Raw genomic sequence first — 23,400 nt, forward strand, 5'->3', positions numbered from 1 at the left:
AAGGTCGACCACTTCCACGCGCGCGCATCGGTCATTGGCCCACCCTCCCTTCTGCAGCTCCCCATTTGAGATTCAGGTAGCCTAGGTCTGCTGCATCCGTATTGATTTCGCAGAGCCCATCAAACGCCTTCGCCTGCTCCCACATGCCGAGCAGATGTTCTCGGCTATAGGACGCTTGATGGAGATCGCACAAATCGATCGTGTGGGAGTCACGTCGAACCCTTGCTTGATCTGCTCGGAGCAAGAACTGCTTTACTTCGCCGTACGACCCTGCTGAGTTCGCTAGCGCCAGTTCCAGATTCTGGACAAGTAGATCAGGCCTTTCCAGCGGCAGATGCTTTCCTAGGGAAGAGACCAGACTGGCAAATGGTCGATGATCCTCAGACCGATCCTCCCTGTACCGCTGCGCCCACACGAAGAGTGACCGCCGGCGTATATCAGGATGGCAGTCCCATAGCGCCGCGGCGCGCGGCGTGCCGAACAGGATGATCGTAAGACCACACTCTTCAGCCAACTGCATTAGGCCGAGGACATAGTTGTGCACGGATCGCCCGCGCGACAATGTGCCTATCGACGCGCACTCTTCTATGAAGATCCACCGGAGTCGGCGAGCTCTCGCATGGCGCTCGAACTCAAATCGAAGCGCGTGCTCGGTGGTTGATCTACGTGCATCTAGCCACGGCTGAGCCTTCTCTGCGATCTCCAGCTTGGCGTGGACTACTTCAGGATCATCTATCTGATCTCTATCGCTCAGCCATGTGAGGTCTGGTACCCGTAGAGCGTGAGCGAGCCGCATAGCAAGATCCTTGGGGTTGAAGAACCCCCGATCCGTAAGCGTCGCTCTGACCGCAATTGCAGGAAGGATGCCCTTGTCCCAACCTGACGGAGCACCGGCAACCGATCTCATGCTCCGATACCGAAGCTCGCTCTTGCCAACGCCAGATATGCCGATCAAGAACACGAGGCTTCCAGGTTGGGCCAACGTGAGCGTCGCCGCTAGATCGCGCTCCGTGGACTGGAACTTTGGATGAAGAAGGACTTGGCTAGATGGCATCTCTACCTCCTTCCCTCAATTCCTGCCCGTAGTCATCCAACCCTTCCAAAGACACGGAGATGCTTCGTGAGGCCGGGCGGTCCTTAGTCGACCTACGCGCGGCTTTCGAAGCTGACGGCTTCTGCTCGCTCGCGTCCGGGTCATTGGTCGTGAGGACTTCTTGGACCTTTCGGTGATGCGATACGTGGGCATCTAGCCTCCTCTCAACGACCTTCGACCCTCGTTGATGCAGGTAGTAGGCAAGGAACTTGAGCTCTATGTCAGGTAATCCGGCTACCTTATTTGCCATTCCCGACCAGGCCTTGCAACGACCAGAAGACATCTGAACGTGCATCACTGTAGGATCTTCGCAGTCTCGACGGACCTCGATGACGTCTCCGCGTCGCGCCGCCTGAAGCAGCTCAGAACTCGCATATCGAGTGCGCTCCGTCTTGATGCCTCGCTTCGGGTCCAAGGCACTGGCGCGGGTAGGTATGGAGCTGTGAAAAAGGAAGTTATCGTCAATTTCCACGGCGTGGCCGGCTCGACCCGTTTCATCAACGAGTCGAGCCTTGCGCTCAATCGGAGACTCGCCATCTGCACCAGGGACGTCACGCAACAGCTCGATAGCGTCGTTTACTACTTCGTGAAGAGCTGAGAACTGCAGCCTTGCGGTTTGACGACTTTTGAACCTTCCGTCGACAGATCTTCCTTTCTTATCTGGAAGCGTGCTCCCAGGCAGAGAATGAAGCCGTGAGTTGATTCGGCCTAGCCAGTTTTCGGCGGCGCTGTTGAAGACTGAGGCCCCCGTGGGGTGAATCAAGAGCGTAATGTGATACTCCCTGCAAAACGCTGACAACCAGCTGGATCTGTTTTCAGACCCCCTATCAACCTGAATGATGCTCGGCAGTGACCCAGTTGTTCGCACATAAGTCCGAAGTAGCGCAGCTAGTGCATCTGATCTTGCTGGCCCAAAAGCTAGTTCGTAGCAAACAGGAAAGCCGGTAGCGCTGTCGACCGCGACGTAGATGATCGGGCGATCGAGTAGGAGCTTGTCTTCAACCCCGGGGAAGACTCGGGCGTCAATCTGGGTAGAGTCAATGTGAATTCGAAGCCCAAGGGCCTGGGACGCCATGGAGCGATACCGAGGGTCGGTTGACTCCCTGTTCTTCTGGTACTCACGCAGGCCGCCGGTTAATAGAGCTCTCCTTGAAGCCTTCGCGGCCGACATCCTCCTATAGAGAGTGGTCCTCGAAACGGGCTCACAGCCAACATCCTGGCAATGAGCAACGTGTCCAGCGTACGCGTGCCCTCTACTATGGGCCTTTCCGGCCTCCCAGTTGCGCACAGCAAGATCTACAGCGAGCGTCTGTGTCTTGGTCAGCCTGGCACTCCTGTTCCCCGAACGGCGGTAGTTGGTCAGGCATGCCTCAAGCTCGCTCACGCCGTCCACGTCCGCCTGGCGAACGACGCGATCCAGTTCTCGATATCGACGAGTGAAGACGCTGTTCCCAAGCCGCATCGCCTTAAGCTTCTCTAGCCGCTGGCGACCGGCGCAAAGGTCTCGGTATGAAGATGTCGACACTGGGTCACAATGCTGACGAAATCGGTGGTCGGTGCGTTGAGCCGCAGTAGCCTCCGCAGCGCTGCACTGCTGGGGATCAAGAAAGAGCCGGAAAGTCTCAGTAAGCGCGATCGGTTGGCTTTTAATGGTGCCGCATACAAGTCCCATTCGAAGGAGCTGATGAACCGCTAGTGGAGTCAGCCCTGAGACACGCCGTGTCAGCTCCCAAATCGTCAATGAAGAGCGCTCTAGTAGCCGTAGGGCTTGCCGGTGCGCCTTGCCCGGCTCATCAGGTGGCTTTACCGAGTACAAGAGCTCCAGATTTGCCAGGAGGCACGCAAATGGGGACGGCTGAACCCACACTGCGTAGTTGAGCCCCCAGTCGGATGCCCAGCTTGTTAGCGCGGGACGCTCAATCACCCCATCGTCGGATCGCACCCACTCAAGTGGCTTCTGTTGCAGCAGTGATTCGATGCGCTGCGCCGCTTTGCATTCCACTATCGTAGCTGAGTCGGCACGAATGACCAGGAAGTCCGCTGTGGCGTTCCCTAAGTGCCGTCTTCCATTTGCGCTACGGCGCTCAATTCCCCGGCAAGGGATTTGTGAGTAGTAGGCCAAGACAGAGGGGTCGAGCTCAAGCTCATAGGCAAACAGACGTTCAACCGTGTGACTTTCGATCCAGATCGACGTTTTGTTCTTATCTGACCAAAATTGCGCGATGACGTTGTTCAGTGCCGCACCGCCTGGCCGGCGGCTCGGTGCCTCTGCGATCATGCCAAGCAGATGCCCTCTCTGCGTTTCGGTTAACCCAGCCCGCTCCAAGCAGGCGCGAAGCTCCAACGCGTGCATTTTGGCTCCTCAGGCAAAGCGATGCCCGCCCTGCCTTGACAAGGGGAAAAATCTGAGAGCAGAATGCACGCGTCGGTCTGTGGAAGACGCGGCAATTAAAGGCCCAGGAGTGTCCAGCTCCTGGGCTTTTCCGTCTCAGCCGTAAGCAGCTTCGCTGCTAGTCCTATGTGTCTCTGCTCATCGTCACTCGTCATAGAGGGTCTGGAATGAGGGTATCCGGCGGGCTACGCAACGTGTACCCCCTCTTATCGAGCAGAATCGCTCGTAAGTGCTAGGCATGGTCCATTTCAGCGCCGATGTTCCATTAAATGGAACATGTGACGAGTGGCCTCGCAGGCCGGGGCATGCGGGCAGAGAGCTGCTGCTTCAGACTCGGACCTTTGTGTGGGCAGTGTTCGTTCATGTAATGCAGCGACAGGCCAAGCGGGACCACTATCGGCATTTCGGCACAGTCATTGGCGCCTTTCCGAAGGGTGTTGAGGTTGCAGACCCCTTCGCTCCAGGCAGCCAGCTGCGTACGCCCCGACGGCAGCGCATAGAGACCATTGACGAGCATGTGATGGGCAGTTCTGCCGTATTCAATCACATGCTATGGAAGGTCCTCGATCCTCAATCGGATCTTCGATCCTGCTATGACCATCATCGGTCTTTGATGAGAGTCTTGGACGAGGCCGAGCAGCACGATCCATTGAGGCTGATGCATGCCTTCGGTGCCAAGCCTTCGCTGGATCCCTTAGGTGCGCTCTGCGCACGTGTGAGGCTGGCAAAGCACGCCGGCGATGACGCGAGGGCCTTTGCCGCGGGGCGCGAAATCACAAAGGCCCTGTGCTACTTATCGCTGTCAAAAGAGTTCCGAAGCTGCATTGAAGAGCTCGTAACCGTTGTCGTACGCACAGTCTTGGCGGGGCTATCCGACGAATCGGTTCACTTTTCCAGCGACGTTGAGAGGTATCAGAATTTTGTTCGAGCTCTTTGGCAAATGCAGAAGAGTGTGGACTCAGCGACGGGCAGATCCCCGCTGGGGTTTGAGCCACATGGGTGGCATGTGTACGTTGAGGTGCTCTCTCAGCTCATTGAGGCCTTTTGTGGGTCGGATGGCGCTAGCCAAGACAAGCTGGAAGAGGCTATGGATACAGCGCTAGGGCCACGTCATCAAGCTGAGGGCAGGCAACGGCTTGGCCCGTTTGAGCAATTCTGACGGACCTGCTTGAACGAAAACAGGGCGCTTCTCTACGGTCGGCCCGGCTGCGCCATACCCCAAGAAATGACGTATGAAATCAGAAAAGGGTCGAGCCGATGCATCAGTTGTTGTTGTCTCCCTCTAAGGCCACCTCACACTGATGATCTTAGCTGAGCTCACCGTACTGAGTCGCGCGCCCTCCGGACAGCACCGATGCAATTCGCTCTGCAGGCAGCGATCTCGCCGAGTCCATAGGGTTGGCACCTCGAACAAGGGGGAGGGAAATTTCGTAGAAGCAAAAGTCATGACGATGCAGCATGATTTCAAACTCCGGTCCGACAAAATCCGGCGTCTCCAGCAGTTCTTCATAGCTGAATCCTCCGGCGTTGATGCGGCGCAGGACTGCGTCTAGGACAGAGAAGAACGTTTCAGTGCCGCTATACCACTCCCCTCGTAGCCTCTGTTCCCTAAGAAGCATATGCAATAGCTTCTCAAGCCCTCTAGCCTCTTCCCAATACTCAGACGGGATGGCGAATGCGTGAGCGATCCGAAACGGACAGCCGGTCTGAACCTCCGATATTCGCCTCTTCAGATTGCATGTCATTCCAACCTTGACATACGTCTCCAGCGCAGCATGACAGGCGATCAAGTATACGTAGTAAATCTTGATGTCATCGAATGCTTCCGGTGCTAGAGGTATATTTATCATGTCAGGAGAGTGGAGGTGATGCCTAATTATCCACAATGTGTGGTGGATAAATACGCTGCAAGCGTCTTACGATGTTCGCTTCTGGCCGATAGCGGACACCGAGTGAGATTGGTGGGTGTCTACTGCATCTTGAGGGTTCACTAGCTTCTATCGAACAAGTCGTCAATGTCTCTTGTCATAGTGTCGCCACCGTAATAGTTCCGCTCATTTTCCTCTTCGCGGCCTCGGTAGTAGCCGTACGCTTGATCATCAAAATCGTAGCTCTCGGCTATTTCCAGCACCAAGTCCTCATCTTCAGAAAATCCAAATTTCTCCAGGCGCAAGCGGAGCTGATCCTTGAGTTGCGACTTGGCTTCCCCCCATCCCTCATCCCAAGAGAGACCTTCGAACACCACCTCGGCGGGGAACTCATCGTAAATCTGGTCAACAAAAACGGCCAGAACCGCCTCTCTGAAAATTCCGTCTGTTGCCGGTACACAGCCGGACGCACCCATCAAGTTGGCGAGCTTGCTAAGCTCGTCCATCGAAGGATCTTTGTCGCATGCCTGTTCAATCAAGGCATCAATCGAGGCTGGTGCAGAGAATCCGTGGCGCCTAGCAATAATGTAGAGATCAATAATTTCTTCAAACTGTCGGGGTAGATTCTCCCCCTCGACAAATGCTGAGGCCCTGCCTATTAGCGCAATGTCACGTTCGGAGACGTTGTGGTTATTTTCATACAAGAAAGAGTATAGGCGAGCAATGTATAGTGATGAGTATCCGACATAAGCTGAGGCATCCGCGTCACCAGCAATTGAACTTAGGAGTGTGCGGGTGAATGCGCTGTCCAAGGTGGAGTTGGCGAGTAGCGATATGGCTGTGGTTAGTGAGTCCGTGGTTCTCAATGAGCGGATGGTATCGCCAATAACTGTCGGGACCGATTGATATCGGCTAAGCAAAAAATCTCGAATTGAAGGATTGAAGAGACTTATAACTTCCTGGTGAGAATTAACCGTCCGATTTAGCATTGACCCGCAAAGTTGCCTGAGATTTCGGATAAAATCTTGTTGACCCTTCGCTGAGGAAAATGCTTGTCGATTTACATGTCTGTAGTAAGCATCTGACAACTCGCCCTGACTAATGGATCGTCCGTTAAGTGCCACCAAGAGAATGAGCGCCCTCCCATAGTCGTCGTGCTGTGCATCGAACGGATGCGACCAAACATCGGCGGGATTGTTCAGCATCCCTAATGTGTGGGGCCAGAACTGAGCGGCCGGAATATCTTCCAGGCGCTGACTGTCGGTTATGTAAGAGATAATTCGCGGATTGTAGTTTTTGTGCTTAATTATCGCCCAGTACCTTTTGTCTTTGTAGATCTCCTCCCTGTATTCGTGGCCTATGTCTGAATGCCACATATGGTTGTAGAGAATTTTCGCCTTCTCGATGGCTGTCATGGATTGAAGCGATATTTCGAACTCATCTTTGGCGGTGTTCTGGTCAGACAAAGCTCCGATCAGCATTTTCCCTTGATTGAGAATGGTGGTTCTCGAGGTAAGGATGAACCGCTTTGATGGGTCTGATTTAACTCTCCTGATAAACTGAGATATCTGCGTCCCGAATCCCCCCGAAATGGCATCCAAGTAGTTGCTTCCCAGAAAATCATCGAAATAGAAAATTTGCTTCTTTCCTTTCTGATAAACGCTTTCGGCTTCGTCAATGCTGTCGGCTATCGAGAAAATTTCATAACCGTCTGACGCGTAGGGCAAGAGTAAGTTTCGAGCAAGGGTAGTCTTCCCAACTCCGGCATCTCCTGTGATTATCACTACATGCTTATGATTAAGTTTAGTGAGGGCTGCAGCGTGACTGCCAGTTTGCACGTAACGGGCCCTATGCTCCGCGATTTCAGAGAGGAGGAAGTCGCTGCGACCATGAATCGCTGAATTGAGCAACGTCTCGAGAACAGCTGTGCTTGCGAGCCACAATTTGTAGTGGCGTCGCTCAACTTCCGACTCCCTGCTGAGGATGTCGTTAAGATCTTCCGCACCTAAGATGTCAGACTCTGATGCGATATGCGGCGCGAATATTCTGAATATTCTACTCTTGTCCGCCCTTGATAATGGGAGTGAAGTCGCGATAAAGTATTGACTTGGTTTTATTTTTGCGACTTTTGCGGCCTCGGACTTTTCAAGATGTCTTATAAGCTGATCAATGGGAGTGTTCACCCAGTGTTTGCACTGAAGAACAACCTCGCCATCTGGAGAAAAATAGCGGCCATCCACTCCGCCATCTCTGCCGGGTTTAAAGCGTTCGAAGTTCCTTGAAAGCTTCCTGCTGAGCAGGTCGCAACACAAGACTTCGAACTCTTTGTCGTTCAGCGTTCTGAAGTCGTAAGCGGCCATATTCTTTGATCTCTTAGTTGTTATCGACGGTCTGACGATGGTTGCTGAGGGTGACTGGCAAGCACTGACTTTATGAGTTCCAGCTCTATAAGCGATGTACCGCTGACTTCTGTGTTTGGCAGTAGTCACGTTGCAGGTAATATTCGCTCATTCGGCTTCTTGCAGTAGCAATCAGTGCTGGGCTGCCGGGAAGATCTGTTCCAAGCCTGAATCGCCCACCTTGCCATAGACAGGCACCACCATCACTACGTGTCCGCTTTTGGCCGGAAGCGGACGTTTCCGCTATCGTCTGTAATCTGTTGACCCATGTCGTCCCGCATGTCAATGGGGGGCCGCGGTCTACGCCTGGACCTAGCGGTCGTCACGTTGGAGCCCTTGAGTAGGTGGGCGGCAGACCTGTGGCAGTACAGGCAGAATGCCTTGCTGCCGCGTCGGCCTGTCGCCCCCTACCACGGGGACGTGGCGTCGCCACTGCACCATGGCCGTTATCGAATCAAGCGAGAGCTTGCGGCCGCGATCTTCCACGCGCGCGAGGCCGACGACCATTCGGGCAACGGCGTCACCCGTATTTGGCCGTAACCCATTGATTCACAGGGGGCGAAAACGTCGTCTTCGGCTGCGAATTGCGAGGGTGAAGCTTCTTTTGCTCTTGGCATCCAGGATCAGGTCTCACTACTTCTCGTTAACGCCGTTCAACCCAAGCAACTCTCTGTCGTCGGCGCTCATTGGGTTGTCAATTGCATGACGAATTCTGCGCTGACACCACGCGTAAAAATCAGGGTGCTCATGCTGCAGTTGCGCCTGTCCTACCTCGTTGAGATGGATCCTGTAGCAGTAGCGGACTGGGCCAATGGTAAGTGTGGAATGGAAAGCCTCGGGCGCGTGAGATTGGGGGTTACCTGTGACGATCAGGCCGCCGTGGGCGGCGTAGCTATGGATTGCACCATTGTCGCGTAGACGGCGGTAGGCGACGTCGGCATCTACGCAAAGCAAAACATAGTTGTTATCACTTATACCTATGGCAAAATCAGCAATCGGCTCGTAGAAAGTAGCGCCCATCTCTGCCAAGTGACAGCACATAAGCTTCGCGAAATACCTGAAAACATCCAAATAAAGTATTCCGCCATTGGCATTGAAGCGGGGGTCTTCATGCACCTTTGCGGGATCATCCCCCGTTCTCAAGAGATCTGACGCCAATACTCTAAATGCATCAAATGCCAAATCGGCCGGCTGAGTTCTCGCGTTATTGCAGGTCTCGCATATGCGAGCGGAAAAATGAAACTGCTTCGAGCTTGGGCTCTGTGCGTGGCGGTAGCGTTCGCCTGGGCGTCCTATAACCATCGGTTGGGCACCAAACTCACTACGAAGCGCTGCGGCCTTGACCTTATGCTCGCCTGAAAGCGCCTCGGTGGACCCGCATAGGCAGCATTGGCCAGTAAGAGGCGGGGCAAATGGATCCATAGCTAATCTCCGATTACTCGCCGGATCACCTCTTTCAAGCTTATCTTGAGGTGAGGGTCGCTCTATTGTCTGGTAAGCCCCGAAATAGAATTGACTGATTTGCCCTTACTGCTCGTTGCTAATCCAGTTCAAGACTGCCAGTAGTTCGCGCTGATCGTAGTACCCGGGTGTCGAACGCGGCTCAAACACACCTTCAGCTATCGCGGCCTCAAATGAGTTCCGAGCCCCTTCGTAGTTTGGAACATGTAGACGCTTGATCAATTCGAGGACCTCATTTGGGTCTGCGAAACGACGGTCTGCGAGAAACGCCAGCAACGTTACCAAACCATCGGGGCCAACGAAGGAAGTCAAGGGAAGATCGCTGACCGTGTATCGCTTGGCGGCGAACCAGTACGCCTCATCGTGGTAGCAGCCGCCTTGGTCTGCGTTTGGCGAAGCAGGCTTGTGGTGCACAAGTCGGAGTTCCCGGAGACCTCCTTCCCATTGCTCAGCAATGGAGCCATTGAGCCATTCAACCCAGCCGTCCTCAACGCTGTTGATCGGATGCCCGCACTGATCGCATTTCCATGGTGGGTTCGCTTCCATATGCCCTCCTGATGATTTGGTTGTTCTAGCGCAGTCGGCGGCCGTCGGCAACAGGTGTGGAGAGCTGGGATTGCTGACTTCTAAGTGATGTTAAGAAGTGGCTAAGTTCTTTCTGTTGAGACTGGCCGATAGTGTGTCAAAAGGCGTGGCAATGTAGTCTAAGTTATTGAAGTGCAAGACAACGAATCGGGTCCCAAGGCCGTCCGCCCGGGACGGCTGGTCCAGGCGTGCTGCTCCAGGTCCTCCAATACACCGGTTCCTTCACCCTATTGATCCGTAACCTATTGATGCGTAAAGGGAGAAATGAGCTATCTCCGTTCCGCGGTTGTGACGCCGAATTCCTTATGCATCAGTCGTATGGCGTGCTCAAAAGCGATGCCTAGGGGGCAGAGGCGGTGGCCTGCCTCTATTTCCGACCGGTTGGGGCACTGCCCTACGGTTTCGGGGTGCGCCGGACAGGATGTGTTCGCCCGGTTCGGAGCCCTTCTCCAGGATCCACACGGACAGCTCGCGGCCGGCCTCGATCGCGAGGTTAGGGAGCTGGGCCTGATCGCCTGCGGCCGAGCTACACTCTCCAAGGATCATGCCAAGGAGGCGATGTGGGTAAACAGTCTGATGCCAAGCGCAAGGCGAAGCTCAAAGAGCGGCAAAGAAGGGCGGAGGCGGCTGCTGCTCGGTCGTCCGGCGTGAATTCAAATGTCGCAGCGTTCTTCAAGGCCTACGATTCAGAGCCGAACGTCATTGCAGAGCTTCTGGATCAGTCCGGGGGGGCTCTCGCTCACGTTGAGGGAAGCGCAGACGGCGAGAACTGGACGATAGTGGTGATGGGCGAAGCTATGGCAGGGACACATGACGAGTTCCTTGCTCTTGGTCTGCTGCTCGGGATGGCGATAGATGATCGAGCTGCGGAGGGTGAGTCCTTCATTCAGTTTTCGCCTTGGCTGGTTGAGCAGATCGAAGAGAGTTGCGATGCCAGAGGGGCCGATCCTGACCAATTCCTTCGCTCGCTGCTGCCCATGGACAAGCGGGACGCAGCATTGCCGCCTGTGCGAATACTCTAATTCCGCCCTTTAGAGGCGGTCGGCGGCACTGGCGGTTGTGGTCCACATACACTGTCGGCGCCCCATAGCGGCATCGAAGAATCCCGTCTCGAGATTGACGACGCCAGGGCTTCCTTGTTCGTGCGAGGGCAAACCGGGTACGAAAGGGCGCAGGTTTGGCACAGTCGGCCGCCAAAGCCCTGCAATTGCTAGCGGCGTCGCCCCCCTCCTAAGGGGAAGGTCGCCCATTCGAATCGGGCCGGGATCACCATAAATCAGTGCCATGGCGAGGCGCTCTCTGGTCTTGATGGCATAAGCGATGACGCTCGGTTCTAGCCGATAGCGGACATGCAGTGAGGGCGGCGCCTATCTACGTCATGTTGGGCGATTCACGGATTAGCTGTCCGCTTCTGGCCGGAAGCGGTTGCTGCAAGGCGGTGCATCGACCGAATCGACCGAAGTGCACAAACTATGCGCTACAGCGGCCACACTTGGAGCTTGGCTAAGCGTCTGATTAAAAAGTGTAAACCTTCGATTTGAACAAACTATGGTGTACATGTACGCCATAGTTCGTGCCTCGAACGCGTCGATTTGCGCAAACTATGAATTCATTTGCTACACGAACTATGGTGTAAGACCCATTCGTGGCACGGGCCAAGATGTGGTGCTTTCTACCCACGCCCGGCACGCGCATGCCCGGATCACAGCTTTTTCACCGATTGGCGTCGTTAATTGGCCGTGGCCAACCGGGCCGCTTCGGAGTGATTGGAGCCCTCATGCGAACCACGTTGATTGGCGCGTCTGCCCTGCTCTCTGGTGCAATGATGCTGGTTGGTTGTGGCACGACCCAGATCAAGGCGTGGAGCAAGCCCGGTGCGGACGAAGCGCAGAAACAGCGCGACCTGGCCGAATGCGATTACGACGCTTCCAAGGCGACGACCGGGGATGGAAAGGCACCAAAAACCACCGGCGATGCAGTGGGGGATGGTGTGGTCCGCGGTATGGAAAAATCGGATCTCATAAAGAAGTGCATGCGCGTACGCGGCTATAGCGGCTGAGCTGGACGCAGACAACCCCGCCACCAACCACTGATCGCCGATACGGATGCGCGCAACGGTCGTCCGTCTGTTGGTCCGCCATGCACGCCCTTGAAGGAGTGACTCGAATGAGAGTGCTTGTCGCGGCAGTTCTTTTTACGTGCGCCCTCGGGGCCCCTGCCCACGCCGCGGACAAGAAGGGCAGCGCAACACCTGCGGCGGCACCGCATACCTCTGATGGCATGGCCTGTGGCAGCCCCGACCAGTCGCAGGCCGGCCTCAACCAGTGTGCAAGTAACAGCGCCAAAGGCGCCGATGTCGAGCTCAACCGGATCTACGCAAAAGTGCTGGCCGCCAATGCAACCGACTCGGCCTTCCTGGAGAAGTTCAAGGCCGCACAACGGGCCTGGCTGGTGTTTCGCGATGCACAGATCGCGGCGCGATACCCGAGCCCCGCCGATTACGGCAGCGTCCTGCCGATGTGCGAAAGTGGAGAGTACGAGCAGCTGACGCGTGATCGGATCAAACAGCTCAATGCGTGGATAGAAGGGACGGAGGAAGGCGACGTCTGCGCGGGTTCCTATCCCATGAGTGGACGGTAGAGCGTCCGCTCTCGGCCTTGGATTTCGAGCGGGCGCCGCCGGGGCGGCGTCGTTGCGCCCGTGGTAGTGTCCGCTTCCGACCCAAACCCCAGCACGCACGCGTACATCCATGGAACCCAGCAAGATCGATCCGGCATGGCCAAACGCCCTTCGTTGGTTTCTCAGTCAGGGACTGACCCGGTTCACGCCATGGCATTTTTTGTCCGACGCCTCCGATTTTGCATTCGCTTCCCGCGCTTTCCAGCGCGAGGACGTAAGCGGCGAGGAGGTCTTTGTTTTTGCTGCCCGGCAAGATCGCGACGACTTCGCGGGTCTATTGATCGTTGATGGCCGCATCACAGATCGGGTTGTGTACTTCCATCCGGTTTTCGCCGACAGCAGCCAGCCATCGCCCAGGACATGGAACATCGTCTGCGACGCCTACGAAGACGTGTTCGAGTTCGTCAAGGCGCGGGTGATTGAGGACATGAAGGATTGCGCGCTCGACGAAGACGCTGCGGATCTTTGAGCGACGATCGCTTCAGGCCGGACGCGAACGCGCCTCTCACATTGCCCAGGGTATGTCCGCCTCGCGCGCCGCACTCTCAAACTGCGGCCGGCCGAACCAGTAGCCTTGCATCAGGCGGATGCCGAGATCGGACAGGCAGTGCGCTTCATCGCGGGTCTCTATGCCTTCGGCAATGACATGGATGCCCAGTTGCGCGCACATGGACACCACGCCGGCCACGATCGCGCGACGCGGCGGGCTCTGGTCGATTCCGCGGATCAAGGCCATGTCCAGCTTGACCATGTCCGGCTGGAAGTCGGCCAGCAGGTTCAGGCCGGCAAAACCGGCACCGAAATCATCAATGGCGGTCTTGAAGCCGATGCGTTTGTACTCGCTCAGGATCTCCGCCAGCCACTTTCCGTCGCTGACCTGCTCTCCCTCGACGGTCTCGAAGATGATGCGCTCAACGGGAAAGCCATACCGTTGTGCTGCCTGAAGCGTGGAGCGTATGCACACCTCGGGCCGGTAGATCGCATTGGGCAGGAAATTGATGGAAAGATGGGACGGCAGATTCAACGAGGCAGCGATCCGAATCGCCTTCTCACGGCAGGCCTGGTCGAACGAATAGCGGTTGTCCGCCGTGATACGTGACAGCACCGTACTGGCGGGTTCGCCGGCCGGGCCGCGTACCAGCGCTTCATGCGCAAACACCTTGCGTGCATCCGTATCGACGATGGGCTGGAACGCGTAGCTGAAGTCGAACGGCAGCGGATCCGCATTGCGGCACTGTGCACATCCAGCACGCATGGCGGGGGAAGGCATGCGGTTGATTCCATGTTCGGGCTGACGCCATGAGAATAGCCGACGCCCATCACGGCCATGTGGACGTCGTCTCAGCCGTAGCCTGCCCGCAGCCCGCATTCAGTACGGTGGTCGCCCGTTCTCCAGGCTACAGCGCCTGCGCCGCACCCGGCTCCTTGCGCAGGAACGCCACCAGCGCGGCCACCTGGCAGTACTCCGCCGCGGCCATGAACGTGGTCGGCACGTGGTCTTCGGTCTGTTGCGCGGTACGCATGCTGTCGATCGGTTCGACGATGGCCGGGAAGTCCTTGCCCTGGTCGTCGAGGACGCGTTTGAGCCGGTCGAACAACGGGCTTGTGTAGCCGAACCCAGGGGCGACGATGCACATCTGCGTGCCCGGGCGCGCGGCGAGCTCGCGCACTGCGCCTTCGAACGCCTCGGCGTGGGCGGCGTCGTCGCGCTGCAGTTCCAGGTTGGCGGACTCCCCGGTCACGCGGTAGTACACACTGCCGGGCTGGAACAGGAACGTATACAGGTGCGCACCCTCCACCTTGCCGGTCTGCGGCGAGCGCTGCCGCTCCCGTTCGCTGCGCAGCGGGGTGGAGCCGCCGTCGGCCAGCAACTGCCGGGCAGTGATGCCGCATCCCTTGCCGTCGGTGCCGAAGGACACTTCGTAATCGGTGCCCGGCTCGGCGGTGAACGACAGCGACGGGCCGGGCGCGAAGCGTAGCGCGTCCCGCGATTGCCCTGCGCCCGCACCGGCCGGGATGCAGCGGCGGTTGCCTTCGAAGTTGGCCGAGATCGAGACCCGCTGGCCGGGCACCACGGCCACTTCGCGGTAGAAGGGCTTGGCACCGAAGCCGGTGTTCTCGTTCAGCGTACGCGTGGCGAACGAGGCGGGCATGCCGATGGCCACGTTCTCGTTCTTGCGGGCCATGGAGAACAGCGCCCCGACCGGGGTGATGCTGTTGGACGCCTTGCCTTCCACCGCGACGTACCCGCCCGTTGCAGCCCCGCCGATGGCGGCGGTGTGCAGGGTCAGGCGCACTTGGTTGCTGCCGAACAGGCGGATGCGCGGCGGTTGCTCGAGGTCGATCGGGGTCACGGCCGGCGCGGGCGGTTCGTCGGCCATGGCCGGGAGGCCGAAACCGAGGCCGAGGGAAAGCGCCAGCGGGGCAAGGCGACATGTCATGGGGCGGTTCTCCGTGTCGGTACAGGCGCTTCATGCGCCATCTGGCAGAGCGTAGCGGCCGGATGACCGGAGTCTTGAGCGGCGGACGCTTGCGGGCGCCTCCCTAACACTGTTAGATTCGCCCCCTAACAGCGTTAGTCCAGGTCCCCCGTGCGCCAACCCATCGCCCGCGAGAACATCGTCGAGGCCGCTTTCCGGATCCTCGACGAAGCCGGCCTGGAAGGCATCACGCTGCGTAAAGTGGCCTGCTCGCTGGGCATCCGTGCGCCGTCGCTGTACTGGCACTTCAAGAGCAAGCAGGCGCTGATCGACGCCATGGCCGACGCGATGATCGGCGACGTCGCCCGTGACATCCCCGCCGGCCAGCCGTGGCGGCAGACCCTGCTGCAGATCGCGCGTGAGTTCCGCCTGGCGTTCAAGGCCCGTCGCGACGGCGCGCGGGTGTATGCCGGCACCTTCCTGGCCACCGAGAACGTGCTGCGGGTGGGCGAGGCCAGCCTGGCCGCGCTGATCGGTGCCGGGTTGCCGGCGCGTTTCGCCGCGACCGCCGCGATGGACCTGGTGTACTACACGATGGGCTTTGTGATTGAAGAACAGTCCTGGCCCGGCGACGGCAGCATGGAAGCCCTCGGTGAGACGTTCATGGCACTGGCCGAGCAGCGTTTTCCGCATTGCTGGTCCGCCCGCGAGTTCTGGAGCGAGGTCGATTTCGACGCGCGCTTCGAACAGGGGCTGGGGCTGATGCTGGACGGCATCGCACTGCGCCTGGCTGCTACCCCCTGAAACCGCTGTTTCCCCGCTGTTCCCGCTGCTCCGACACGGAAGCCCCACCGATGCGTGACCGAATTCTCCGCTGCTCCTCCCTGATCCTGGCTGCCGCGCTGCTCAGCGCCTGTGGCGGCAAGGACGACACCCCGTCGGCCGAGGCCGCCGCCGCGACGTCGGCGTTGCCGGTGTCGCTGGCCACCGCCCAGCAGCAGACCATGGCGCGCACGGTGCTGGTGTCCGGGCCGGTCAGTGCGTACGAAGAGATGCAGCTGGGCGTGGAAATCAGCGGCCAGCGCGTTACCGCGTTGCTGGTGGACGTGGGCCAGTGGGTGAAGAAAGGCCAGGTGCTGCTGCAGCTGGATCACCGCACCCTGGACAGCGAACTGGCCCAGGCCGAGGCGTCGCTGCGCCAGGCGCAGGCCTCGCAGGAACTGGCGCGGCTGAACTACCAGCGCAGCGAGAAACTGGCGGCGCAGCAGCTGATCAGTGCCAGCAGCCTGGACGAACTGCGCGCCACCCGCATCAATGCCGAGGCGCAGACCGCCACCGCGCGTGCGTCGCGCGATGCCGCCCAGCTGCGACGCGACTTCGCCGACCTGCGCGCGCCGGCCGACGGGCAGATCTCCAAGCGCCTGGTGCAGCCCGGCCAGGTGGTCTCGGCCGGTACCGAGCTGCTGCGGCTGATCCGCGATGGCCGCCTGGAATGGCGCGCCGAGCTGCCGGAGAACCAGCTGGCCGACGTGGTGGTGGGCAACACCGTGGAACTGCCTTATGCCGGCCAGGTGGTGCGCGGCCGCATCCGTGCCGTAAGCCCCGGGGTGGATGCGCAGACGCGTACCGGCACCCTGTACGCCGACCTGCCCACGCCGGAGCCGCTCAAGCCGGGCATCTACGTGGAAGGCCGCATCGTCACCGGCGACGGCCAGGTGCTCACCATTCCGACCGCGGCCATCGTGCAGCGTGACGGCCACAGCTACGTCTTCAGCGTGAACGACACGCAGCAGGCCACCCGCCACCGCGTGCGCACCGGCCAGGCCGTGAACGGCCACACCGCGATCCTGGAAGGCCTCAAGGCCGGTGACCGCGTGGTGGTGGATGGCGCCGGTTTCCTCGGCGAGGGCGACCGCGTGCGCGTAGTGGCCAACAACAAGGCCGCCGCCCGATGAACATCTCCGCCTGGGCGATCAAACGCCCGCTGCCGGCGCTGCTGATCTTCTTCGTGCTGTGCGCGGCCGGCCTCTGGGGCTTCTACCAGCTGCCGGTGGCGCGCTTCCCGGACATCGCCTTCCCGATGACCACCGTCACCGTCACCCAGCCGGGCGCGTCGCCCAGCCAGCTGGAGGCGGAAGTCACCCGCAAGGTCGAAGACTCGGTGGCCACGGTCAACAACGTCAAACGCGTGATCTCCTCGGTCAGCGAAGGCGTCAGCACCACCACCATCGAATTCCAGCTCGAAGCCGATCTGGCCACCGCGTTGGACGACACGCGCGATGCGGTGACCCGTATCCGCACCGACCTGCCGCAGGACATCCAGGAACCGGTGATCTCCAAGGTGGACATCGGCGGCTCGCTGATGACCTACGCGCTGGTCGCCCCGCACATGACCCCCGACGAGGCCAGCTGGTTCGTTGACCGCGACGTGTCGCGCGCCATGTACGGCGTACCGGGCGTGGCCCGGGTGACCCGCGTGGGCGGCGTGCAGCGCCAGGTACGTGTGGACCTGGACCCCAACGCGTTGATCGCCATGGGCATCACCGCCGGTGACGTCTCACAGCAGCTGGCCCGCATCCAGGTCGAGCGCGCCGGCGGCAAGGCCGAGATCGAAGGCGCGCAGCAGACCATCCGCACGCTGGGTACCGTGGGCAACGCGCAGGCCCTGCGCGACTATTCCATTGCGCTGCCGGACGGCCGCGCGGTGCGCCTGTCCACGCTGGCCACGGTCGCCGATGCCGCCGCCGACCCCACCGAAGCGGCGCTGCTCGATGGCGGCGAGGTGGTGGCGTTCTCGATGTCGCGCACACGCGGCTCCAGCGAAGTGAAGGTGGAGGCGGGCGTGCATGCTGCGCTCGACATGATCAAGGCCGCCCATCCGGGCATCGACTTCCGCCTGGTCACCACCGCCATCGACGAGACCCACCGGTCCTACGATTCGTCGATGACCATGCTCTACGAAGGCGCGCTGCTGGCGCTGCTGGTGGTGTGGTTGTTCCTGCGCGACTGGCGCGCCACCTGGGTGGCCGCACTGGCGTTGCCGCTGTCGATCATCCCCACCTTCGCGGTGATGTACTTCTTCGGCTTCACCCTCAACATGATCACGCTGCTGGCGCTGTCGGTGGTGGTCGGCATCCTGGTCGACGATGCGATCGTGGAGATCGAAAACATCGTGCGCCACCTGCGCATGGGCAAGCCCCCGCTGGAAGCGGCGCGCGAGGCCGCCGGCGAGATCGGCAACGCAGTGATCGCCACCTCGCTGACCCTGGCGGCGGTGTTCGTGCCGGTGGCGTTCATGCCCGGCATCGCCGGCAAGTTCTTCCGCGAGTTTGGCTGGACCGCGGCCACCGCCGTGCTGTTCTCGTTGCTGGTGGCGCGCCTGCTCACCCCGATGATGGCCGCTTACCTGCTCAAGCCCCACGGCGAAGAGAAGCCCGATTCGAAGCTGATGGTCTGGTACCTGGGCTGGGTGGACGCGGCCCTGCGCCATCGCGGCCGCACGTTGTGGCTGGCCACCGGCCTGTTCGTGGCGTCGCTGGCGCTGGTGCCGTTCATCCCGGCCACCTTCATTCCGCAGTCCGACCTGGGCCGCAGCAACCTGAGCCTGGAACTGCCGCCGGGCACGCGCCTGCAGGACACCGTGGCCGTGGCCGAACAGGCGCGCGCGCTGCTCAAGGACATGCCCGAGCTGAAGCAGGTCTACACCGCCGTGGGCAGCGTGCTTGACCTCGGCGACCCCGGCGCGACCGGTGTGGGCGAGGCACGCAAGGCCACGCTGGTGCTCGACTGGGGCACCACCGACACCCGCGACCGTGACCAGCGCGTGCTCGAACGCGACGCCCGCGCGCGCCTGGCCAACCTGCCCGGCGTACGCGTGAGCTATGTCAGCTCCGAACCGGGCAACCTGCTGCAGCTGGTGCTGTCCGGGGATGATCCGCAGCGCCTGCAGGACGCATCCACCGCACTGGAGCGCGACCTGCGCGGCATCCAGGGGCTGGGCAGCGTCACCTCCACCGCCTCGCTGCTGCGCCCGGAAGTGCAGATCGTGCCGAACGCGGCGCGTGCGGCCGACCTTGGCGTGGCCACGGCCGACATCGCCGAAGCGGCGCGCATCGCCACCGCCGGCGACTACGAACAGCGCCTGGCCAAGCTCAACCTGCCCGACCGCCAGGTACCGATCCGGGTGGGCTTTGCCGAGGCCACGCTGGCCAACCCGGCGCTCATCGGGCAGCTGCGCGTGCCCGGCCGCAACGGACCGGTGCCGCTGGCGGCGGTGGCCGACATCCAGCAGGGCAGCGGCCCCTCGCAGATCTCGCGGTACCAGCGCCAGCGCAACGTCACCCTCACCGCCGAACTCAACGGCCGTCCGCTGGGCGAGGTGATGACCGAGGTGCAGGCGCTGCCCAGCGTGAAGCAGCTGCCGCCGGGGGTGAGTTTCCTCAACACCGGCGATGCCGAGGTGTTCGTCGAACTGTTCATCGGCTTCATGCTGGCCATGGCCGCCGGGTTGATCTGCATCTACATGGTGCTGTTGCTGCTGTTCAACCATGCGCTGATGCCGGTCACCATCCTGGCCGCAGTGCCGCTGTGTGCCGGTGGTGCGTTCGGCGCGCTGCTGATCACCCAGAACATGCTGTCGCTGCCGGCACTGATCGGCTTGTTGATGCTGATTGGCATCGCTACCAAGAACTCGATCCTGCTGGTCGACTACGCGGTGATTGCCGAAGACGAGCACGGCATGAGCCAGCACGATGCGCTGATCGATGCGTGCCGCAAGCGTGCCCAGCCGATCATCATGACCACCCTGGCGATGGGCGCCGGCATGATGCCGATCGCGCTGGGCTTCGCCGGCGATTCCAGCTTCCGCGCGCCGATGGCGATTGCAGTGATCGGCGGTCTGATCACCTCCACGCTGCTCAGCCTGATCGTGATCCCGGCTGCGTTCACGGTGATGGATGACCTGGGCGAATGGCTGTCGCGGAAGTTCCGTCGCCGCTCGACGCACGCGGTGGCCGGGCACACGGAGTAGAGCCACCACCATGGGTGGCTGCGCGGCCCGCTTCCATCCTCCCGTCCATGCCGATGTAGCCCAGGCGAGTAAGCGCGCCCCGGCGGCGGCGGCGTGAGCAGGATGCGTGGGTGGCATGCGGAAATACCGTGGCGGGCGCAGCGCGCCCGCCCCTGCCGCGCCGATACACTGCGTACACGTTCCGATCGGTTGCCCGCCATGCCTCTGCGTACCCCCGTTGTCCTGCTGATGTGTCTGGTGTTCGCGACCAGCGCGCCTGCATCGGCGACGCATGCACCGGTGACGGGCGTCGGCCCACTGGCGGCCGATGCTGTGGCCACGGTGGATACCGAGTTGTTCGCACGCGGCAGCTTCACTGCCGCCGACGGTACGGTGCTGCCGTACCGGATCCTGCCGCCGCGCCACGTGCGCGCGGGCCACCGGTATCCCCTGGTGCTGCAGTTCCACAGCTCCGGTGGCATCGGCGCCGACAACGCCGCGCAGCTCGATCGCCTTGCCAGAAGCTGGGCGATGCCTGCCACGCGCGAACGCTACCCCGCGTACGTCCTGGTGCCGCAGTTCGCCGGGCGCAGCGCGAACTATGGGCCTGCCGCCCCCGACCAGGCCGCCACGGCGGCACCGGCACTGCACGCGGCCCTGGCGTTGGTGCGGTACGTTGCGGCAACGCATCGGGTCGACACCTCGCGCATCTACGCCGTGGGATTCTCGATGGGCGGCTCGGCGGCGTGGCTGTCGCCGACACTGGCACCGGGCCAGTTCGCGGCCATCGTGCCCATCGCGGGTATCGCCCCGCCCAACACTGCAGCATCGGCCTACACCCAACTGCCGGTGCTGGCGATGCACGGCGATACGGATGACGAGAATCCGATCACCGCTGATCGGCGATTCGTGCGCGTGCTCCGTGCGCGCGGTGGTCAGGCGGTGCTCCGCGAGTACCACGGCCTGGCTCATCAACCGCCCGCCGACATCGTGCCGGGTACGTGGTGGCGCGACTGGTTGTTCCAACAGAAACAAATGCCGCCACGCTAACTGCAAGCGCAATGTCATGGGGAAGTCACTGCGGGCACCAATACTCCGCCGGTCCTCCACTACCCCCTCGACCCATGCGCGCTTCCGGCCACGCCCCCCGTGTTTCCCTGCTTGCTGTGTTGCTTACCGCTGCCGTACAGGCCATGGCTGCCGAACCTGCACCGGCCGACGACGCACGCACGTTGGACCAGGTGCAGGTGATCGGCCAGGCCACCAGCTACGCCAAGACCACGGTGAGCCAGGAAACCCTCAACCGCCAGCAGGTCATCAGCAGCGTCAACAACGCGCTCAATGAACTGCCGGGCGTGGTGGTGAGCGAAGCCGATGCCACCGGCTCGTCGGTATGGGGCACGCAGATCAGCATGCGCGGCTTTGTGACCAACCGTGACACGCAGCAGATCGGCACCACCATCGACGGCCTGCCCAACGGGGGCTCCGGCTACGGTGGCGGCTCGCTGGCCAACCGCTACATCGACACGCTCGATCTGGAAACGGTGGAAGTCAGCCAAGGCACCGCCGATATTTCCTCGCGGTCCAACGAGGCGCTGGGCGGCACCCTGAACTTCCTTACCAGCGACCCGCTGGCCGAACAGCGGCTGCGCATGGTGGTTGGTGGTGGCGACCACGACGCGCGCAAGTACTACGTGCGCTACGACACCGGCCTGCTCGGTGGGCATACCCGTGCCTGGGTGAGCGCGTCCTCGGCGCGCGTGAACGACTGGATCGACGGCACCGGCCATGTCAGCAACGACAACCTGGCCGCAAAGTTCGTGACCGAGTTGGACCGCTGGACACTCAGCGGCTACGCGTCCTACAACGACGCCGACGAACCGGAGTACACCAGCGTCACCCCGGCCGCGTTTGCGACCAACCCGGACCGCGACGGCCTCACCGGCACGCTCACCGGCATTCCCTACCTGGACCAGAATTTCCGCTCCGGCTCGCGCGCGCTGCGTGAAAACACCTTCGGTTACCTGCGCGGGGCGTTCGACAGTGGCGACGGCTTCAAGGCCACGCTGACCGGCTACGCGCACAAGATGGAAGGCCGCGGCGACTGGCTGCCGCCGTACCTGGTGCAGGCGCGCAACGATGGCGCCGGCCGGTCCGAATCGGAATACCTGGGCGGCAGCACCGTGTACGGCGGCAGCGCGCTGGGCCAGTTCTACTTCGTCAATCCCGATGGCAGCGCCGCGCAGATGCGCGCCGGCTGTGTACCGCGCGCCGGCTTCAGTGCCGAGTACGACCCCAACTGCTACGCCGCCGGCGTGCAGGGTGTGCAGTCCTACCGCCATTCGCACTACGACAACGACCGCGCCGGTGCCACCGCCGACGTGGAATGGACGCAGACGCTGGGCAGCGTGGACAACACCGTGCGCGGTGGTGTGTGGGTGGAGCAGTACGACCGCAGCGTGCGCCGCGACTGGCACCGCCTGCTCAACGTGGGCACCGACATCGGCTTCGATCACCAGCCGTACTGGGTGCAGTTCGAAGACCGCTACAAGACCCGCGAGCAGATGTACTACGTGGAAGACGTAGCGCGCTTCGGTCCGTTCAGTGTGCGCGTGGGCGTCAAGCAGTTCTTCGTCGACCAGAAGCGCAACCGCGTGATCGGCAACGCCGAGAGCGTGCGGTCGGATTCCAGGTCCGACCCGCTGCTGTCGGCCGGTGCCACCTGGACGCTGCCGGTCGACGGCCTGGAGCTGTTTGGCGGGTACTCGCAGAACTTCGCCGCCATTCCCTCCGGTGTGCTCGGTGAAACCGACGCGCAGCGCTTCGCCCGGGTCGAACCGGAAACCGCCGACAACATCGAGCTGGGCCTGCGCGTGAGCCGCTGGCCCTTGACCGGCTCGCTGACCCTGTACAACATCAAATTCGACAACCGCATCGTCTACCTGCCTGCGCGGCTGGCTGACGGCATCGACTACCTGGACGAAACCGATGGGGTCTACGAGAACTTTGGTGGCGTGGAAAGCACCGGTCTGGAAGCGGCGCTCGGCTATGGATGGGACAACGGCTGGCGCCTCAACGGGGCCTACACCTACAACCGCTCCAAGTACCTGGGCAGCGGCAACGCCGCGCGCGATACCGAGCTGGGCATCGTCGACGGTGCCCAGGTGATCGGCCAGCCCAAGCATGTGCTGGTGGTGTCGGCCGACTGGCAGGGCGACAGCTGGAATGCCGGTATTTCCGGGCGCTATCTGGGCGAGCGGTACCTGGATGCGTCCAACACTGCCAAGCTGCCATCGGCCACGGTGTTCAATGCCAACATCGGTTTCGACCTGCAGAGCCTGTCGCCGAAACTCAAGGGCGTGGGCGCCAGCTTGGTGGTCAGCAACCTCACCGACCGCAAGTATCTGGCGGGCGTGGATGGCAGCAATTCGGCCTTCATCGGCGCGCCGCGCACCGTGGGCGTCTCGGTACGGGTCGACCTGTGAGTCCAGCACG

17 protein-coding genes are annotated in these 23,400 nt (G+C 61.0%); 10 read left to right on the plus strand and 7 right to left on the minus strand.

All coding sequences use genetic code 11. The features are described from left to right. Positions 1-31: 31 nt before the first annotated feature. Entirely contained in the window at positions 32-1,054 is a 1,023-nt protein-coding gene (locus GQ674_RS20410) for an AAA family ATPase (RefSeq protein ID WP_159498814.1), read from the minus strand. A 481-nt stretch (positions 1,055-1,535) separates the two neighbouring features. Here GQ674_RS20410 and GQ674_RS21680 point away from each other — a divergent pair, with 481 nt between their 5' ends. Then, the gene (locus GQ674_RS21680; RefSeq protein ID WP_236546137.1) at positions 1,536-1,691 is read left to right on the plus strand and encodes a hypothetical protein; all 156 of its coding nucleotides are present in this window, start codon (positions 1,536-1,538) and stop codon (positions 1,689-1,691) included. 3,101 nt (positions 1,692-4,792) lie between these two features. Here the strand turns inward: GQ674_RS21680 and GQ674_RS20420 are convergent. From GQ674_RS20420 to GQ674_RS20435, 4 genes are all read right to left on the minus strand, one after another. After that, positions 4,793-5,335: a GIY-YIG nuclease family protein gene (locus tag GQ674_RS20420; protein ID WP_159498818.1), complete on the minus strand. Its 543-nt coding sequence runs from the start codon at positions 5,333-5,335 to the stop codon at positions 4,793-4,795. 140 nt (positions 5,336-5,475) lie between these two features. After that, positions 5,476-7,713, minus strand: coding sequence for a restriction endonuclease (locus GQ674_RS20425; protein ID WP_159498820.1), 2,238 nt, complete (start codon positions 7,711-7,713; stop codon positions 5,476-5,478). A 672-nt stretch (positions 7,714-8,385) separates the two neighbouring features. Further along, entirely contained in the window at positions 8,386-9,174 is a 789-nt protein-coding gene (locus GQ674_RS20430; RefSeq protein ID WP_159498822.1) for a hypothetical protein, read from the minus strand. A gap of 105 nt (positions 9,175-9,279) precedes the next feature. Then, complete coding sequence (locus GQ674_RS20435) at positions 9,280-9,759, minus strand: hypothetical protein (RefSeq protein WP_236546138.1); 480 nt, start codon at positions 9,757-9,759, stop codon at positions 9,280-9,282. A gap of 599 nt (positions 9,760-10,358) precedes the next feature. Between GQ674_RS20435 and GQ674_RS20440 the strand changes: the two genes are divergently transcribed. From GQ674_RS20440 to GQ674_RS20455, 4 genes are all read left to right on the plus strand, one after another. Next, the gene (locus tag GQ674_RS20440) at positions 10,359-10,820 is read left to right on the plus strand and encodes a hypothetical protein (protein WP_159498824.1); all 462 of its coding nucleotides are present in this window, start codon (positions 10,359-10,361) and stop codon (positions 10,818-10,820) included. Positions 10,821-11,575: 755 nt separating this feature from the next. Beyond that, positions 11,576-11,857 (plus strand): hypothetical protein, encoded by a 282-nt coding sequence (locus tag GQ674_RS20445; RefSeq protein WP_159498826.1) that lies wholly within the window; start codon positions 11,576-11,578, stop codon positions 11,855-11,857. 107 nt (positions 11,858-11,964) lie between these two features. After that, positions 11,965-12,438, plus strand: coding sequence for a lysozyme inhibitor LprI family protein (locus GQ674_RS20450; protein ID WP_201290193.1), 474 nt, complete (start codon positions 11,965-11,967; stop codon positions 12,436-12,438). 109 nt (positions 12,439-12,547) lie between these two features. Next, complete coding sequence (locus GQ674_RS20455) at positions 12,548-12,946, plus strand: hypothetical protein (RefSeq protein WP_159498827.1); 399 nt, start codon at positions 12,548-12,550, stop codon at positions 12,944-12,946. 36 nt (positions 12,947-12,982) lie between these two features. Here the strand turns inward: GQ674_RS20455 and GQ674_RS20460 are convergent, their stop codons facing one another. Both GQ674_RS20460 and GQ674_RS20465 read right to left on the minus strand, forming a co-directional pair. Beyond that, a complete protein-coding gene (locus tag GQ674_RS20460) occupies positions 12,983-13,732 on the minus strand; it encodes an EAL domain-containing protein (RefSeq protein WP_236546328.1) in 750 nt (249 codons plus the stop codon). Between the two features lie 142 nt (positions 13,733-13,874). Beyond that, positions 13,875-14,918: a hypothetical protein gene (locus GQ674_RS20465; protein ID WP_159498831.1), complete on the minus strand. Its 1,044-nt coding sequence runs from the start codon at positions 14,916-14,918 to the stop codon at positions 13,875-13,877. A 150-nt stretch (positions 14,919-15,068) separates the two neighbouring features. Between GQ674_RS20465 and GQ674_RS20470 the strand changes: the two genes are divergently transcribed. The 5 genes from GQ674_RS20470 to GQ674_RS20490 all read left to right on the plus strand — a co-directional run bounded on the left by GQ674_RS20470 (position 15,069) and on the right by GQ674_RS20490 (position 23,390). Further along, positions 15,069-15,701: a TetR/AcrR family transcriptional regulator C-terminal domain-containing protein gene (locus GQ674_RS20470; protein WP_159498833.1), complete on the plus strand. Its 633-nt coding sequence runs from the start codon at positions 15,069-15,071 to the stop codon at positions 15,699-15,701. A 50-nt stretch (positions 15,702-15,751) separates the two neighbouring features. Further along, positions 15,752-16,852: an efflux RND transporter periplasmic adaptor subunit gene (locus GQ674_RS20475; protein WP_159498835.1), complete on the plus strand. Its 1,101-nt coding sequence runs from the start codon at positions 15,752-15,754 to the stop codon at positions 16,850-16,852. Continuing rightward, on the plus strand, positions 16,849-19,926 hold the full coding sequence (locus GQ674_RS20480) for an efflux RND transporter permease subunit (protein ID WP_159498837.1): 3,078 nt from the start codon (positions 16,849-16,851) through the stop codon (positions 19,924-19,926). Before GQ674_RS20475 ends, GQ674_RS20480 begins: the two co-directional genes overlap by 4 nt. Before the next feature lie 198 nt (positions 19,927-20,124). Further along, positions 20,125-20,955, plus strand: a complete 831-nt coding sequence (locus tag GQ674_RS20485) for a dienelactone hydrolase family protein (protein ID WP_159498839.1) — start codon at positions 20,125-20,127, stop codon at positions 20,953-20,955. A gap of 74 nt (positions 20,956-21,029) precedes the next feature. Next, positions 21,030-23,390, plus strand: a complete 2,361-nt coding sequence (locus GQ674_RS20490; RefSeq protein ID WP_159498841.1) for a TonB-dependent receptor — start codon at positions 21,030-21,032, stop codon at positions 23,388-23,390. Positions 23,391-23,400 lie beyond the last annotated feature (10 nt).

Source organism: Stenotrophomonas sp. 364, assembly GCF_009832905.1.
Lineage (GTDB): Bacteria > Pseudomonadota > Gammaproteobacteria > Xanthomonadales > Xanthomonadaceae > Stenotrophomonas > Stenotrophomonas maltophilia_AP.

Coding starts and splice junctions, on each gene's coding strand:
- GQ674_RS20450 (WP_201290193.1), top strand. CDS start 11,965: ATGAGAGTGCTTGTCGCGGCAGTTCTTTTTACGTGCGCCCTCGGGGCC.
- GQ674_RS20455 (WP_159498827.1), top strand. CDS start 12,548: ATGGAACCCAGCAAGATCGATCCGGCATGGCCAAACGCCCTTCGTTGG.
- GQ674_RS20445 (WP_159498826.1), top strand. CDS start 11,576: ATGCGAACCACGTTGATTGGCGCGTCTGCCCTGCTCTCTGGTGCAATG.
- GQ674_RS20425 (WP_159498820.1), bottom strand. CDS start 7,713: ATGGCCGCTTACGACTTCAGAACGCTGAACGACAAAGAGTTCGAAGTC.
- GQ674_RS20435 (WP_236546138.1), bottom strand. CDS start 9,759: ATGGAAGCGAACCCACCATGGAAATGCGATCAGTGCGGGCATCCGATC.
- GQ674_RS20430 (WP_159498822.1), bottom strand. CDS start 9,174: ATGGATCCATTTGCCCCGCCTCTTACTGGCCAATGCTGCCTATGCGGG.
- GQ674_RS20485 (WP_159498839.1), top strand. CDS start 20,125: ATGCCTCTGCGTACCCCCGTTGTCCTGCTGATGTGTCTGGTGTTCGCG.
- GQ674_RS20475 (WP_159498835.1), top strand. CDS start 15,752: ATGCGTGACCGAATTCTCCGCTGCTCCTCCCTGATCCTGGCTGCCGCG.
- GQ674_RS20460 (WP_236546328.1), bottom strand. CDS start 13,732: ATGCGTGCTGGATGTGCACAGTGCCGCAATGCGGATCCGCTGCCGTTC.
- GQ674_RS20465 (WP_159498831.1), bottom strand. CDS start 14,918: ATGACATGTCGCCTTGCCCCGCTGGCGCTTTCCCTCGGCCTCGGTTTC.
- GQ674_RS20420 (WP_159498818.1), bottom strand. CDS start 5,335: ATGATAAATATACCTCTAGCACCGGAAGCATTCGATGACATCAAGATT.
- GQ674_RS20410 (WP_159498814.1), bottom strand. CDS start 1,054: ATGCCATCTAGCCAAGTCCTTCTTCATCCAAAGTTCCAGTCCACGGAG.
- GQ674_RS20490 (WP_159498841.1), top strand. CDS start 21,030: ATGCGCGCTTCCGGCCACGCCCCCCGTGTTTCCCTGCTTGCTGTGTTG.
- GQ674_RS20480 (WP_159498837.1), top strand. CDS start 16,849: ATGAACATCTCCGCCTGGGCGATCAAACGCCCGCTGCCGGCGCTGCTG.